The organism is Methylophilus sp. 14 (genome assembly GCF_015354345.1).
Lineage (GTDB): Bacteria > Pseudomonadota > Gammaproteobacteria > Burkholderiales > Methylophilaceae > Methylophilus.
The window spans coordinates 945003-960359 of the sequence record NZ_JADKYS010000001.1; the positions used below are offsets into that span (position 1 = coordinate 945003).

Annotated in this window: 15 protein-coding genes; 4 read left to right on the forward strand and 11 right to left on the reverse strand. The window is 51.7% G+C overall.

Going from position 1 to position 15357, the window contains the following annotated elements:
* Positions 1 to 52 precede the first annotated feature (52 nt).
* The gene (locus tag INP78_RS04765; RefSeq protein WP_194740997.1) at positions 53 to 313 is read left to right on the forward strand and encodes a YlcI/YnfO family protein; all 261 of its coding nucleotides are present in this window, start codon (positions 53 to 55) and stop codon (positions 311 to 313) included.
* Positions 313 to 609, forward strand: coding sequence for a type II toxin-antitoxin system RelE/ParE family toxin (locus INP78_RS04770; protein ID WP_228522637.1), 297 nt, complete (start codon positions 313 to 315; stop codon positions 607 to 609). The genes INP78_RS04765 and INP78_RS04770 overlap by 1 nt, the downstream gene beginning before the upstream one ends.
* Here the strand turns inward: INP78_RS04770 and INP78_RS04775 are convergent.
* The 11 genes from INP78_RS04775 to INP78_RS04825 all read right to left on the reverse strand — a co-directional run bounded on the left by INP78_RS04775 (position 606) and on the right by INP78_RS04825 (position 13241).
* Positions 606 to 2855: an EAL domain-containing protein gene (locus INP78_RS04775; protein WP_228522638.1), complete on the reverse strand. Its 2250-nt coding sequence runs from the start codon at positions 2853 to 2855 to the stop codon at positions 606 to 608. The genes INP78_RS04770 and INP78_RS04775 overlap by 4 nt on opposite strands.
* Before the next feature lie 83 nt (positions 2856 to 2938).
* The gene (locus INP78_RS04780) at positions 2939 to 4144 is read right to left on the reverse strand and encodes a cation:proton antiporter (RefSeq protein WP_194740998.1); all 1206 of its coding nucleotides are present in this window, start codon (positions 4142 to 4144) and stop codon (positions 2939 to 2941) included.
* A 200-nt stretch (positions 4145 to 4344) separates the two neighbouring features.
* Entirely contained in the window at positions 4345 to 5916 is a 1572-nt protein-coding gene (locus INP78_RS04785; protein ID WP_228522639.1) for a diguanylate cyclase, read from the reverse strand.
* A gap of 165 nt (positions 5917 to 6081) precedes the next feature.
* Entirely contained in the window at positions 6082 to 6330 is a 249-nt protein-coding gene (locus INP78_RS04790; protein ID WP_194740999.1) for a hypothetical protein, read from the reverse strand.
* 50 nt (positions 6331 to 6380) lie between these two features.
* A complete protein-coding gene (lysM, locus tag INP78_RS04795) occupies positions 6381 to 6878 on the reverse strand; it encodes a peptidoglycan-binding protein LysM (RefSeq protein ID WP_194741000.1) in 498 nt (165 codons plus the stop codon).
* A 93-nt stretch (positions 6879 to 6971) separates the two neighbouring features.
* Positions 6972 to 7574: a membrane integrity-associated transporter subunit PqiC gene (locus tag INP78_RS04800; protein WP_228522640.1), complete on the reverse strand. Its 603-nt coding sequence runs from the start codon at positions 7572 to 7574 to the stop codon at positions 6972 to 6974.
* Positions 7575 to 7586: 12 nt separating this feature from the next.
* On the reverse strand, positions 7587 to 9248 hold the full coding sequence (pqiB, locus tag INP78_RS04805; RefSeq protein WP_194741001.1) for an intermembrane transport protein PqiB: 1662 nt from the start codon (positions 9246 to 9248) through the stop codon (positions 7587 to 7589).
* Complete coding sequence (locus INP78_RS04810) at positions 9235 to 10560, reverse strand: paraquat-inducible protein A (protein WP_228522641.1); 1326 nt, start codon at positions 10558 to 10560, stop codon at positions 9235 to 9237. Before INP78_RS04810 ends, pqiB begins: the two co-directional genes overlap by 14 nt.
* Positions 10561 to 10663: 103 nt before the next feature.
* On the reverse strand, positions 10664 to 10798 hold the full coding sequence (locus INP78_RS04815; protein ID WP_194741002.1) for a DUF2474 family protein: 135 nt from the start codon (positions 10796 to 10798) through the stop codon (positions 10664 to 10666).
* On the reverse strand, positions 10798 to 11799 hold the full coding sequence (gene cydB, locus INP78_RS04820; protein WP_194741003.1) for a cytochrome d ubiquinol oxidase subunit II: 1002 nt from the start codon (positions 11797 to 11799) through the stop codon (positions 10798 to 10800). The genes INP78_RS04815 and cydB overlap by 1 nt, the downstream gene beginning before the upstream one ends.
* An 11-nt stretch (positions 11800 to 11810) precedes the next feature.
* Positions 11811 to 13241, reverse strand: a complete 1431-nt coding sequence (locus INP78_RS04825; protein WP_194741004.1) for a cytochrome ubiquinol oxidase subunit I — start codon at positions 13239 to 13241, stop codon at positions 11811 to 11813.
* A gap of 271 nt (positions 13242 to 13512) precedes the next feature.
* Between INP78_RS04825 and INP78_RS04830 the strand changes: the two genes are divergently transcribed.
* Entirely contained in the window at positions 13513 to 13857 is a 345-nt protein-coding gene (locus tag INP78_RS04830; RefSeq protein ID WP_194741005.1) for a helix-turn-helix domain-containing protein, read from the forward strand.
* On the forward strand, positions 13847 to 15088 hold the full coding sequence (locus tag INP78_RS04835; protein WP_194741006.1) for a HipA domain-containing protein: 1242 nt from the start codon (positions 13847 to 13849) through the stop codon (positions 15086 to 15088). The genes INP78_RS04830 and INP78_RS04835 overlap by 11 nt, the downstream gene beginning before the upstream one ends.
* Positions 15089 to 15357: the final 269 nt, after the last annotated feature.

The following is a 15357-nucleotide window of genomic DNA, read 5'->3' on the forward strand; positions in this document are numbered from 1 at the left end:
GCGTGAGCTTCATTAAGATTGTATTACAAATGAATTACACGCGAGGTGCTTGATGAAAACTGCGACGATTCCAGCTTTGCGGGTGGAGCCACAATTGCGCGATGCCGTTGAAGGCGTGTTGGCTGAGGGTGAAACACTTTCAAGTTTTATGGAGGAGGCGCTCAAAGCCAATATCACGCGCAGGCAGCACCAGCAGGCGTTTATTGCACGTGGGTTAGAGTCTGCCGCCATTGCCAGGCAAAACCAGGAGTATTACAGTGCAGAAAGTGTCTTGGATGAGTTGCAGGCCATGCTGGATGCGGCAAAGCCCTGATGTACCGTATCCGCTTTACTAAAGAGGCGCGTGAAGATTTAAAGCGCTGGTATGCTTTTTTACTGAGTAAAGATCGGCGGGCCGCCAGTCAGGCATTAACCGCCATTCACCAGGCCATTGAGGCCATTAAATTTTTTCCTTATACCTGTCGCAAAGCCTTGGGCGATAACCCTTTTGTGCGTGAGTTGGTGATTCATTTTGGCGCGTATGGTTATGTGGCTTTGTTTGAGATTGAGGCCAATGACATAGTGACCATTATTGCCGTGCGGCATCAGCGAGAAGAGGATTTCTTTTAGCTGGTTTGTATAAACCTCGCAAAGTCTGCTGCTGGCAACGGCCTTGAGAATAAATAGCCTTGCACTTCATCACAGCCACAATCTCGCAAATGCTTGAGCATGGCTTCGTCCTCCACGCCTTCGGCAATCACATCCAGGTTGAGCGTATGTGCCATTTGCACAATGGCGCGGACGATGGCGGCATCGTTAGGGTCGGTATTGATGTCGCGCACAAATGACTGGTCGATTTTGAGGCGGTCGATATTGAATTTTTTGAGGTAAGCGAGGCTGGAATAACCGGTGCCAAAGTCGTCGATGGCGAGTTTAACGCCTAGCTTTTTGAGCGTGTCGAGCTGGGCGAGCAGGTGGTCTATATCTTCTAGCAGGATGGATTCAGTGAGTTCCAGCTCTAGCAATTGCGGGTTCAGGCCGGTTTTTTCCAGCGCTTTAATAATCACTTTAGCCAGGTTGCCGCGGCGGAATTGCACAGCCGAGACGTTGACAGCCATGCTGAGCGCGGGCAGGCCGTTTTTCTGCCATTCCATGGCCTGGCGACAGGCTTCTTCTATCACCCATTCACCTATTTCTACAATCAGGCCGGTTTGTTCGGCAATGCTGATAAATTGCGCAGGCGGTTGTAGGCCATTTTGCGGATGATGCCAGCGGATAAGCGCTTCAGCACCGATGACTTGCGCGCTATTAAGGCTGATTTGCGGCTGGTAGTGCAGCTCAAACTGGTGATGCGCCAGGGCTTCGCGCAGGCCGTAGGCGATATTCAAGTAGTGCAGACTGTCGGTATTGAGTTTTTCAGTGAAGAACCTGGCCGTGTTGCGGCCTTCTTCTTTTGCTTGCGACATGGCTTTGCGCGCGCGGCCGAACAGCTTTTCAAAGTCATTGCCATCGGTGGGGTACACGGCGACGCCGATTGAGCAAGAGGTTGAAATATTGCTGCCAGCGAAAGCAAAGGGCGAGGAGATTTCGTTGAGCAAGGTATCGACGATGTAGCTGATGGAATCGTCGTCTTGCATGTTATTGAGCAGGATAATGAATTCGTCACCGCCGTGGCGACAGATGCTGTCTGTCTCGCGCAAACAGGCTTTGAGGCGCTCGGCAAATAATCTCAGCAGTTTGTCACCTGAGGCATAGCCCAGTGAGTCATTGAGGAACTTGAAGTTATCCAGGTTGAGTGCCAGCAGGCCAATGTTGTGGTTCGCGGCGGCGGCAATAGAGATGGCGTTTTCCAATCTATCCCTGAACAGGGTGATGTCTGGCAAGCCGGTGAGTGCGTCGTGCGAGGACAGGTACTGGATCTCTTTTTGTGCCGATTTGAGGTCACTGATGTCGCTGAACGTGCCGACATAATGGCTGACTTCACCCGACGCATTTTTTACTTCGGAGATGGAAATCCATTCAGGGAATACCTCACCATTTTTGCGACGGTTCCAGATTTCACCGCGCCAGTGGCCAAAGTGGTCTACGCTTTCCCACAGGTTGCGGTAAAAGCCAGCGTCGTGCAGGCCTGAGGAGAGCACTTTTGGGGTTTTGCCTTTGACATCATCCAGCGTAAAGCCCAGCATTTTGGTGAATGCTGGGTTGACCGACAAAATCACATGGCGCGCATCTGTGACCATAATGCCTTGCTCACTGCCTTCGAACACTTTTTCAAACTGGCGCAGGCTTTCCTGGTATTTGTTGCGGTTGAGCACTATGCCTATGATGGAGGAGCCGATTTCTAGCAGCATGCGGTGAAACAGACTGGGCTCACGGTGCTCGAAGCTGGAGAGGGCAAAGGTGCCTATGACTTTGTTCTCGGCAGAAAAAATCGGGATAGACCAGCAGGCTTTGACGTCAAACTCATGGGCCAGATGGCGGATATCCTCCCAGCGCTCGTCTGTTAAGGTGTTGCTGACATATTGGACTTTTTGCTGGTAGATGACGTTGCCGCAGGAGCCGCCGCCAGGGCTGGGGCGCAAGCCGTTGATTTTGCCGATTTGTTCTGGACTCAGGCTGGGCGCAGCATAGACATTGAGCTGTTGATTGTGCTCGTCCAATAGCATGACGGAGCTGAAGGCATTGCTCAGCAGGCTTTCTTCCAGGCGGCAGATTTGGTTGATCACTTCCATGTGATCAGCGCCGCGCGCGACTGATTCCAGAATGGCGCGTTGTAATTTGAGCAGCTGATTTTGTTCTTCGATAGATAGCTGGCCGCTATCCAGATGGTTAAGATGTGGAACCGATGACGCTGAAATGGTGGGTTGTACGCTCAAAGCAGTGTCCAGTCATGGATAGAGTGGTTCGTTTGCTAATCAGTGTTGCTCTTTTGTGAATTGATGTCAATAGGTCTCAAAGATTAGCGCGTTGTTTGAGCGAGTTGCGGCATAACCCATTTACGGAACATGAGCGGGGTGATCATGGTTGTGATCACGCCCATCAGTACGAGCACGGAGAACAGGTCCTGGCCAATAAAACCACGGTCATAAGCGATGCTGGCAATCACCAGCTCCATGACGCCACGGCCGTTGAGGATAAAGCCTATGCCCAGCGCATCACTTTTGGATAAGCCGATGAGGCGGCCACCCAGCCAGCCAGCGAGGATTTTTGTCACGATAGACACGATGAGCACGACCGCGACAAACCAGAATGAATCGATGACTTGCATTTTGAATTCCAGGCCAAGGTAGGCAAAAAATACCGGTGCCAGAAACCCTCCTGTGATTGAGCTCAGGGTTAACTCGAGCTCTTTATAGCGGGCGGGCAGGAAGAACTTGCGGTCTATGAGCAAGGCCCCAAAAAAAGCGCCAATCACAAAGTGGAAGCCAAGCGCTGCACTGACCGAGCCAAATATCAGCACCAGCAGCAATAGCAGGCCAAATAATGCTTCATTGCCTATCAAGTCCACCAGTTTCTCTGACCATTGATCTATGCTGATGCCTTTTTCAATGACTTTTTTAATCAGCAGGCTGACGCTGACAATGAGTACAATCAGCAGGATTAGCTTCCAGCTGGCATGGAAAATAGCGGCGCCTACTGCCTGGTAGGATTTTTGTTCTGGCAGGTTAAGAATCACGCCCAACACCAGTAGCGCGGCAATATCGTTAAAAATAGCGGTAGCGACTGAATAGCGCGCGATGTTGGAGTCCAGCAGTTTAAAGCTCTGCAAAATGCTGACGGTGACCGGCAGGGCAGTAATCGAGACACACAAGCCGAGGAAAATCGTGCGGCTGACATCGAGGCCAAAGCCTATGCCGACCAAAATGCCGCCGGTGAGCGGTAATAGAAATCCTAGCAGGGCAATGACCACGCCTTTGCCGCGCATGGAGTCGATCACTTCCTTGAAGTTCATCTCCAGGCCTGCCGAGAGCACGATCAGGAACACGGCGAACTCAGAGATGCCGGACAACGCCGGGGTTGGTGCGATCAGGTTGAGAATGCTGGGGCCCAGAATCACCCCGGCCAGCATTTCGCCAATAATCGCTGGCTGGTTAAAGCGGCTGAATACTTGTCCTAACAAGCGGGCGGTGACGATGAGGATAAGCAGGGTAGTCAATAAAGGCATGATTCTCTCTTTGTTTTGTTACCAGACAGCCGCCAGCGTTGGATGGTTCTGCATGTGGGGACGCGCAATAAAAATACATTCATGAATGTATAATTATTTAGAGTGTAAAGCATTTATGCAGGCAATGGCACGCCTCGCTTGTAAAAAAGAGCAGGTGATTGAACGCGTAGGAAGGTAAAACTGAGTGGTGCTGCCAGCGCTTAGTTGGCAAACACTTGTATCATTTCTTTGCGGTTTTTGCGCGTACGTTTGTTGGCGTACATGCGTTTGTCGGCAATGCGCATCAGCTCTTCGGTATTGCTGGCTTCATGGGCAAAGACCACGCCCATGCTGGCGCCAGCGCTGACAAACCCTTCTTTTTGCATTTGCAGATGTGTGTATTCAAGCTGATGCTGGCACCACTCTACATCATCCTCATGACAGACAATGGCAAATTCATCGCCACCCAGACGATATAACTGGCCGTGGATATCCAGTTTTTTGGATAGGATCTGGCTGAAGCTTTTTAATAAATGATCGCCAGCATCGTGGCCGAAATGGTCGTTCACATATTTAAGGTTATCCATGTCCAGAAACATCAAGCAACCATGTTCTGGAAACTGTAGCATTTGGTTTTCAAGCGCATGCCGGTTCGGCATCTCCGTGAGCCTGTCTGTCATGGCTAATGAGCGTGTGCTTTGCAGTTCTGCCAGCATGTGCTCTTTTTCTTTATGCAAGCGGTTAATCTGGAAGGCGACCAGTAGCGAGAGCATGATGGCTTCCACCGCAACGGCGATCAGGCCGAGTTGTTCTATGGTCCAGGCGTTGGAGGTCAGGCGTTCTGCCGTGATGGATAATCCGCCCAGTACACCAAAGACGGTGATGGCAATCAGGTAGAGTTGGGCAATGCGGTGTTTTTTCAAGCTAAGCCTGATGCCGCAGATCAGGCCAAATGTCAGGAAAATGGCAACGCCAAATCTATCCATTTCCAGCATCCAGTTAGGGAAGATCATGGCTGTGACCAGTAGGGCCAGCAGTGCGATACGGGCTAGCAGGGACAGATGATAAAGCTTGGGGTGGTGCAACGGGTTGATGCCTAGCAAGTGGCAAACAAAGCTGACATAAGCCAGGTTGGAGAACAGGATAGGCAAGCTGGTGAGGTAGAACCAATGCCATTCAAACAACTGCTTAAAGGCACCCAGCGCCGCACTTTGGAAAACCAGGTTGCCGAGGATAAACAGGGCGTACATACGCTCGGTCGCATGGCCGGGGGCGGCGCCTATCGCTGCATAATAGGAGAAGATGCCTAATAGCACACCGAGCAGCAACAGGCTGGTCGCGCTGGTGAAGTTGACCTGCTGCTGATAGCTGGCCAGTTCAGAGACAAACACTTCAGGTTGTGCCAGGTAATAAGGTGATTGCAGCCAGGTGATCAACCGGTAGGTACCAGGCGTCAGGTGAATAATACGGCCATGCCTGAGCATGAAAGGATCGCTTTCAGGACTGCTTAAACCGCCTTTGATAATGCTGGTCTGTTGATTACTGTCGGTGATTTCATGTTGGAAATGCGCGATAGTCGAGGTGTTTTTGAAGTCAATCACATACTGGTCTGCATGCGAAATCTTCAACACGCTTTGGCAGACGAATTTACCGCCTTGCAGCGGAATGCTGGCAACAATCACCCCTTTGCTGTTCATGCAGGTCGTGCCGAGCAGGGTCGGCGCGGCTGCTGAGGCCTGCGGCATCAGGGAAACCCATAACGCAATCAGCATCCAGAATAAGAAACGTTGCAAGCCCATTGTCCAGTAAAGTATCAAATCTCGAGGCAGTGTACATGAAACATTCCGTAGGGCGGACGTGAGCAAGCATTAAATAAGGCAAAGAATTACTAACTAACGTGTGGCAAATGGCCAATAAAAAACCCGCATAAATGCGGGTTGCAGACAGGCTGAGAATGCTTATTTGTCTTCGACAGCGGCTTTCGCTGCGTCTGCCGTTTCTGCGGCTTGCTGCTCAGCGGCAGCCGCAGCTTCTTTTGCTGCCTGAACTGCATCTGCGGCGGCATCTTTGGCTTCGCTGGCCGCTGTGTCAGCATGTTCTTGTGCAGATTCAATGGCTTGTTCAATCTGTGGCTCTTTGTCACCGCAAGCCACCAACAGTGTGCTGCTCAAGGTAGCAATCAGTAATAAACGAATAAATGATGACATGGTCGTGTCCTTTTATAAGATGAGGGGTTGGCTATTGTGATGTGCGACGATTAATCTGGGATACGCAAGACCTGGCCCGGATAGATTTTGTCCGGGTGGTTGAGCATAGGACGATTTGCCTCAAAGATTTTCATATAGCTATTGGCATTGCCATACATTTCTTTGGCGACCTTAGACAAAGTATCCCCTTTCACCACCGTGTAAAACCTGGCTTCAGGGGCTGGGCTGGGGACGTGCAACTGGTCTTGCACCGCTTCTACACCTGCGACATTGCCGCAGCAAAGCAGGATTTTTTCTTTATTTTCTTGCGTATCAATATTGCCTTGTACGATGACAGTGCCACTAGCGCCATCAAATTTCACATCATAGCCGGTGGTCGGTAAATTGTTTTTGGCAATATAGCTTTGAATGGCTTGGGCCGCGGCCGCGTTAGCCGCGTCAACGTTTACCGGGGTAGGCGCCTTGCTGGCTGTTTCCTGCGTAGCTTTGGCTTCTCCGGCGCCAAACAGTTTTTCACCTGCTTCTTTGATAAAAGAAAATAATCCCATCACTTGCTCCTGACTTGTTATTTTATGAAAAGAAATTTCATCATAGCAAATTGGCGCCGCGGTCACTACCCGTTGCGCTTAAAAATGTCGCTGCTAGGGCAAAGTTTGTAACTGGCTGGCAATCTGCTCACTCAGCAGGTCCAGGTCCTGGCCCAAGGCACGTACCAAGGCTGGATAACCGTTTTCAGCCAACGGTGTGCTGAACTTGAATGCCCGGCTGGGGCCTGGCACCTGATTGGCGCTGATAAGTTGCCATTGCCCGCTGAGGACGGCATAACCGCGCATTTGCCCGTGAAACTGCTCTATGGTCAGGTGCAGGGTGTTGGTGGCGGGCAAGCCAGGTTGCGGATCAACCACAAGGGTGTTTCCTAATCGGCTGGCGAGGCGTGCGCGCAGGCCGCGTCGTAACTCCTGCGACAGGTTGTCTACCCAAAGATGGTCACGTGCTGGCTGCATAGTGATATCGTCGGTCTGGATGATGATGCGGTCTGTATCCAGGTAATCTGCCAACTGGAGACGGCCAAGTGCGAGGGTGCGCGTCAGTGTGGGCGTTTGCGTGGTGGCAGCCTGCGGCGTTGTTACTTCCGGCAGGCTGTAACGTTCAGTTTTCACCGGCGGGTTGGATTTGAAACAGCCGCTCAAGCTGAGCCCCAGCAATACCGCCAGCCCAAATCGTAATTGTGTTTTTTTTGTCATCAGTCGCTTTCCTTACGGGGCTGCCGGTGCCATTGGCACAGGGTCGTTAGCTGGTTTGCGGTCAAACAGGATGGCATTAGGCTGCTCATTCAGGGTGCGTGCCAGCGGCTGGATATCACGCAATGCTTTATCCAGGCGTTGCAGGGTGGTGGTCAGCTCCTGGTAGGCCGGGGATTCTGGCGACAAGCCTTTCAATGTCGTGCGCAGTTCCTGCATGGTCTGGTTGATATTGGCTGGCATCTGCTGCAAGTCCGGTTGGCTGAGCAGTTGATTCACTTGCTGGCTTAGGGCACGGATTTCCTGCATGGTTTTCTCAGACTGCTGCAGGTTTTTATCCAGGCCGGACAAGACTGGTTCGACTTTCAAACCATTAAGTTTATCCAGCAGGTCAGACAGCTTCTGTTCAATCTGGGCCAGGTTAGTCGAGGTGGTGGGCATCACTGGCAAGCCTTCAAAGCGCTCGCGCTTGTAAGCTTTAGGGCCGTGTCCATTCATATTGAGGTCAACAAATACCGAGCCCGTGATCAGGTTGCCGGATTTAAGGGTGGCATGCAGGCCACGCTGCAACATCTGCGCGATGCGGGTTTTCCATTCTTCGAGGTCCGCCTTGTCATTATCGGCCAGGCGGCCAGGTTCCAGGTGGATTAACACCGGGATGGCGTAACGGAAGTCTTTTTTACGTTCTGGCGAGTTAAATTTCCACGGCACATTCATCACCGTGCCCACGCGCAAGCCGCGAAACTCTACCGGCGCACCTTTGGATAGACCGCGTACGGTGTCATCTACCAGCAGCACATATTCCAGGTATTGGTCGTAGGTTTGCTGGCGTGCCGCCTCTTCATTGGCGAACAGTTCAAAGGTGGCCTCGGAGCGCACCGGTTGGCCCATCGGCCTGTCATCGACATGGCCGAAGCTGACGCCACCTGCGATGAGGGACTCCACGGTAGGAATATTGGCCTTAAAGCCTTCGGAGTCCAGTTTGACATCAATGCCCACGGTGGTCCAGAAGCGTGTGTTGTCGGTGACGAGCACATCGTAAGGATGTTCGACAAAGAGTTCATGTTGCATCTGGCGTTGCTTGGGATCAAAGGTAGCACTGACCACGCGGCCTACGCGCAAGCCCTGGTAACTCACCGGATCACCCACGCGCAAAGAATTGCCGACTTTGCCGATCAGGTTGACGTGCACGCCTTTGGCACCATTGAGTGAAATTGGCGGTTGATCCAGTACGGTGAACTGGTCGGTTTCTTCCTGGCTTTTGCCCGGTTGCAATTGAATATAAGACCCGGAAATCACCGTATTCAGGCCGCTGATGCCTTCTAGCCCGATGCGTGGTTTGACCACCCACAATTGGGTGTCTTTGACCAGCATGGGTTGCGCTTTAGGCGTGATGCGCGCCAGTACTTCAATATGGGTGAGGTCTTCTGACAGCGTGACTTGTTCCACCAGGCCGATATCTACGCTATGCACCTTGATTTTGGTTTTGCCTGCTTCTATGCCCTCTGCGTTAGTGAGCGAGAGGGTGATTTGTTTGCCCGCCTTGGTGTAGTTATCGTAAATGAGCCACAAGCCGATGAGCAGGGCGACGATAGGGACGATCCAGATAGGCGACAGCCTGGCCTGTTTGCTGACTTTGGCCAGCAACTGGGTATTTTCTTGGTTACTTTCTGTCATGCGTATTTCCTTGGATATCCCAGAGCAGGCGCGGGTCAAACGCCATGGCAGCTAGCATGGTGGTAATTACCACCGCGCAAAACGCCAGTGCTGCCGGGCCGGGCAACACTGACATCAGATTGCCAGATTGTATCAAGGCCACCATGATGGCGACGACAAATACATCGACCATGGACCAGCGGCCTATGAGTTCTGTCAGGCGGTAAAGCCTGGTTTTTTGCTGCGCACTCAGTGGGCCTGGGTGTTGTGCCAGGCAGGTGAGTAACACTAGTATCAGCATTTTAATAATCGGCACCAGTACGCTGGCAACAAAAATGACCACGGCAATCGGCTCTGAGCCATGTTGCCATAGCTCCAGCATGCCGCCAATAATGGTGGACGAGTGTGTCTGTCCCAATGAGGTGGTGATCATCATTGGGTAAGCATTGGCGGGGATGTAGAGCACGGCCGCGGTGATTAATAATGCCCAGGTAAACTCCAGGCTGTTGGGTTTGCGCATATGCAGGGTGCTGCCACAGCGGCTACATGCATAAATCGTTGCTGTCGTAGAAGCAGGGAGAGTGTTGATCAGGCCGCAAGTGGTGCAACCCGTGGCATGTTGCTCAGCCGCATTCATCCCGCAATGAATGCTGGTATCTGGCGGCGGCTCACCAGCCAGGCGATACCATAACCAGTCGATATCGACTGAGCGTGTGGTCATCAGCAACAGCAGCGCAAACACGCAATAGGCCCAGAACGAAGCGCCTAGCTGCACCTCGCCAATGTCGGTCAACTTCACCAGGCTGACCAGCGCGGCCACCATAAACACATCGGCCATCATCCACGGGTGCAGGCGCGAAAACAGGCGCGCAATGACATCGCTGTAAGCGCGCGGTACCCTGCGCAATACATTGGCCTGCATCAGCATCACGCCAATTAAATATAAGGCGGGCAAGATAAACGCAGTGCAACTGACAATAAGTGCCACCAGCGGTTGATGCACATCGACCAGGGTGACGGCGGTCTGCGGCAGTTCAATCTGCGTATCCAGCCCATTGGTATCCATGCTGATAAACGGAAATGCCACGGCGATCAGTAAGGTCAGTAATGCGCTCATGGCCAGCGCAATGCTACGCTGCACCGGATGCAAATGGCGCCTGGCCAACACATGCCCACAGCGTGGGCAACTGGCGTGCTCACCCGGGCGTAGCACGGGAATCGCACTCACCATGTCGCAGGCGCGACAGGCGCGTAATCGTCGCCATTTTGTCGTTTGCTGGGTCGTCATGCTGATGGATAAAAGTGGATGGTTTAACTGGCTAGTCACTGTCATGGTAAACGGATTGGATTTGAACAGGCAAGAAAAATTGCAGCTGTTCTCTTGCTCATGGCTGACTGATCTTATTGTTAGGCCTCATTCTTTGGCCGTACGCCTGTCAGGCATGAAAGCCCGCCATATACATCAATGCCTTAATCAACAGGCTGGCCAGGGCCAAGGCGATGATGCTGACCAGCCAGATCCCGAAAAACCAGCCCAGGCGTTTAAGCGCATGTTTTTGAGCGTGCGTCATTAATGGTAAGCCTCGCCTTTATGCACTTTGCCACGAAACACATAATAGCCCCAGGCGGTGTAGGCCAGGATAATCGGGATAATGATCACGGCGCCAATAAGCGCAAATTGCTGGCTTTGTGGCGGTGCAGCGGCCGCATATATGCTCATTTGTGGCGGGATAATATTGGGCCAAATGCTAATGCCCAAGCCTGCATAACCGAGTAATACCAAGCCCAGCGTATACAAAAACGGACTGGTTTCTGCTTTGTTTTTAAGGGCGCGTTGCAGGTTGTAAAAGCAAACAATCACCAGTAGCGGCACCGGTGACAGCCACAGCAGATTGGGCATCGTAAACCAGCGCTCAGCAATACGGCTATCCATCCATGGTGTCCATAGGCTAATCACTGCAATAATCAATAGCAATGCCACAGAAATGCGCTGTGACAAACGCATGCACACTGCTTGCAGCTCGCCTGTGGTTTTAAAAATCAGCCAGGTGCTGCCGAGCAGGGCATACGTGACCAACAAACCTAGCCCGGTAAAAATAGAGAACGGTGAGATCCAGTCCAGCGGCCCGCCAGCATAGGCCTGGTTCACCACGTGAATGCCTTGCAGATAGGCGCCCAGCGTCATGCCCTGAAAGAAAGTCGCTGAGATAGAGCCGCACAAAAAGGCTTTGTCCCAAAAGTGACGTTCCGCATCATGCGCCTTGAACCTGAACTCAAAGGCAACACCGCGAAAAATCAAAGCCATCAACATAAACAACAACGGCAAGGAGAGGGCACTTAAAATCACCGAGTAAGCCAGCGGAAATGCTGCCAGCAAGCCTGCGCCGCCTAACACTAGCCAGGTTTCATTGCCGTCCCATACCGGGGCAACCGTGTTCATCATCAGGTCTCTGTCATCTTTGTCTTTAAAAAACGGGTACAAAATGCCGATGCCGAGGTCAAAGCCGTCCATGATGATGTACATCATGATGCCAAACAGGATAATGGTCGCCCACACCAGTGATAAGTCCATTGCCTTGTCCTTTATTGATCTTTAGTCGTTGGTGCCGATTTCGCGTCAGGATGAAACTCCGGCGCCAGTGCAAAAGCATTCACCTCATCTTGGTTGCCTGCAATGGCGTCGCCATGTAAGTTTCCCTCTGTGTGTGGCCCACTATGCACCAGCCGTAAGACATACAGCGTGCCGACGCCAAATACCGCCAGGTAAATAACCACAAATAAAGCTAACGTTAAGCCGACTTCCGTGGCGGTGTGCGGCGTCACAGCATCTGCGGTGCGCAATACGCCGTAGACCACCCAAGGTTGGCGGCCAATTTCAGTGGTAAACCAGCCCGCTAAAATGGCCACGATGCCGGCCGGACCCATGGCCGTGGCAAATGTGAGGAAAGGCTTATGTTGGTATAGCTGTTTTTTATAACGCAACCAGACGGAGGTCAGGGCTAACAAAATCATCAGCATGCCCAGCCCGGCCATGATTCTAAACGTCCAGAAAATAATCGTGGCATTGGGGCGGTCTTGTGGCGCAAACTCCTTCAATGCTGGAATCTGCTCGGTGAGCGAGTGGCGTAAAATCAAACTGCCCAACACCGGGATTTCTAGCGCAAAATGATTTTTTTCCTGCGCCATGTCCGGCCAAGCCATCAGTACCAAAGGCGTCGCTTCATTCCCTTTATTCTCCCAATGCGCCTCAATCGCGGCGATTTTGGCTGGCTGGTGTTTTAAGGTATTTAAACCATGCATATCGCCCACTACGACTTGTAAAGGTGCCAGCAACAATATCAGCCATAGGCCCATAGAGAGCATCTTGCGCACGCAGGCATTGTCTTTGCCACGTAGTAATTGCCAGGCACCTGAGGCGACCACAAACAAGGCCGTTGCCAGGTAAGCGCCAATCACCATATGCACCAGCCGGTATGGAAATGACGGATTAAAGATGATTTTGAACCAATCGACCGGAATCACTTTGCCATTTATCAGCTCAAATCCCTGCGGGGTTTGCATCCAGCTGTTTGAGGCCAATATCCAGGTAGCCGAGACCAGCGTACCGACGGCGACCATGACTGTGGCAGTGAAGTGTAACCTAGGCCCGACCTTGTTCCAGCCAAATAGCATCACGCCTAAAAAACCTGCTTCGAGAAAAAAGGCCGTCAGCACTTCATAAGCCAGCAATGGCCCGGTGACGCTGCCCGCCACGCTGGAAAACCCTGACCAGTTAGTGCCGAACTGATAGGCCATAACCAGGCCTGAGACCACGCCCATGCCAAAACAGAGCGAAAATAGCTTGACCCAAAAATGATACAAGTCGAGATAAACCGTATTTTTGGTTTTTAACCAGCTCGCCTCCAGCACCGCCAGGTAGCTGGCCAGGCCGATGGTGATCGCCGGAAACACAATATGAAACGAAATGGTGAACCCAAACTGGATTCTGGCCAAGGTCAATGCCAACTCAGACATACATATCCTTTTACATCACTGGCAATATTCGCATAGGCGTGACGTCACGTGCTTGCGCTCACTTGTGTGGAAATGACTCGCCAGGAAATATTAACTCGCCGAGAAATATTATCAGCGTTGACTCGTATTGCTGGCAATAAGTTTTACGTGCGAGCGAGCTATTCCTGTGAATGATTCAAAATGCGGCCTAATCACGCTGCTTAAAAATGAATTGATTTCGTATAAAAACGCAATATAATGAACTTTAAGTCTATTAAATATTAATTTATTGATGTCTAAAAAAACAAATTCACTAGCGAGTGCTAACCCGGATGTGCTCAAGGCATTAGAAACGCTAGGCCTGCGCCTGCGTGCTAACCGCGTGGCTTTGGGCTGGACTGTGAAGGAGATGTCAACCCGCTTACTCTGTTCACAGAATACTTACCGGGCGATTGAGGCTGGCAAGCCTAGTGCGAGTGTGGGCATTATTGCCAATGCACTGTGGCTGTTTGGCCAATTAGACAGTCTGGAGGCTGTTGCGCCTGTGCCCGTAAATGCGAGTGCATTTATTCGCGCCAGAAAAAAATCTGGCGTAACCGATGCCGCATACATCTCAGAGGACGAGCGTGATTTCTAATCGCACCATTTATATCGGTCTGGCTGCCAGCTTCGATACCGATGTCAGGCCCGCGGCGATTTTGAAACTTGCGCGCAGAGGCGTGATTGAGTCCAGCCAATTGGCTTATGGCACCGGATTTTTGGCGGCGCCTGATGCTTTTGCACTAAACCCGCTACATCTACCGCTTACAAATGAAATCGTCAGCGTGGCGGAGCGTCGCATGCGTGATGGCGGCGCGTTACCGCTGACGCTGTGTGACGCATTGCCGGATACCTGGGGCCGCAAGGTGCTCGAGTCGCAGCAGGGCCGCACACTCGATGATATTGATGTGCTGCTACTGACAAACGCCAACCGCGTCGGCGCCATGACCTTTGCTGAGACCTTGCCGATACCACTGCAAGCGGCGGACAATGCACTGTTCTCGCTTGATGACATGGCGGATGCAGTCAAGCGACTTGAGGTCGCCATGGAGATTCCCTTACCCTTGCGTCAGCTGCTTAATAAAGGAGGCAGTCTGGGCGGAGCCAGGCCCAAAGCAGACTTCGTTCATGACCATAAAAGATGGATTGCAAAATTCCCGGCCAGCAGCGATGACCACGATGTGGAGTTGCTGGAAGCCGCGGTGCTCATACTGGCCGCACGCTGTGGCATAGACGTCCCCCCACACAAGCTGGAGCGGATACATCGCGGACATGCTTTATTGGTGCAACGTTTTGACCGCACTGGCGACGTGGATGCTGAAACCCGCATCCATTATCTCTCAGCCTCTGCATTGCTGGATGTGCCATATCGCTCGAATGACGGTAGCTATATTGAGTTCGCGCAAGTGATCAGGCAGATTTCAGCCAACCCTGAGCACGATTTAAATCAGCTCTACCGCAGAATGGTTTTCAACCTCATCATCGACAATACGGATGATCACGTCAAAAATCATGGCATGCTGCATGTCAAAGGCAATCAGTATCAACTGTCACCCGCGTTTGATATGGTGATGCAACTGAGCAATGTCCATTACCAGGCCCTGGCTATTTTTCCTGGCAACAATCTTGCCAAACTGAGTTTAGCCATGCGTGCGGCACCACATTTCGGTATTAACGAACAGGCTGTCAAAGCCGTCATAGAAGACATTGAAGAGAAAGCACGTCTACAGTTATTGCCGATAGTAGAAAAGTTGGGTGGTGGTGATGTGTTGATGAAAAGAGTGCAACAGTGCCTGGATAGGCAGCTCGCATTTATTCGAGAAGAGTAAGTAGGGCGCGCGTGCACAAGCCGAGGGCCATGCGGTTGGCAAAGATGTGATGCTTTTGTGAGATGTTGTGAGCGACGAATAAAGCAAAAGGCCTTGCATTTCTGCAAGGCCTTTTTTATTTGGCTCCTCAACCTGGGCTCGAACCAGGGACCTACGGATTAACAGAATTTCATTTATAAAGTAAACGTATATTAATCAATTACTTGCAATGCCCGCTTATTATTTGAATTAGTTCCACTAAGTGTTGAAACAATGATTTATAAGTTAAC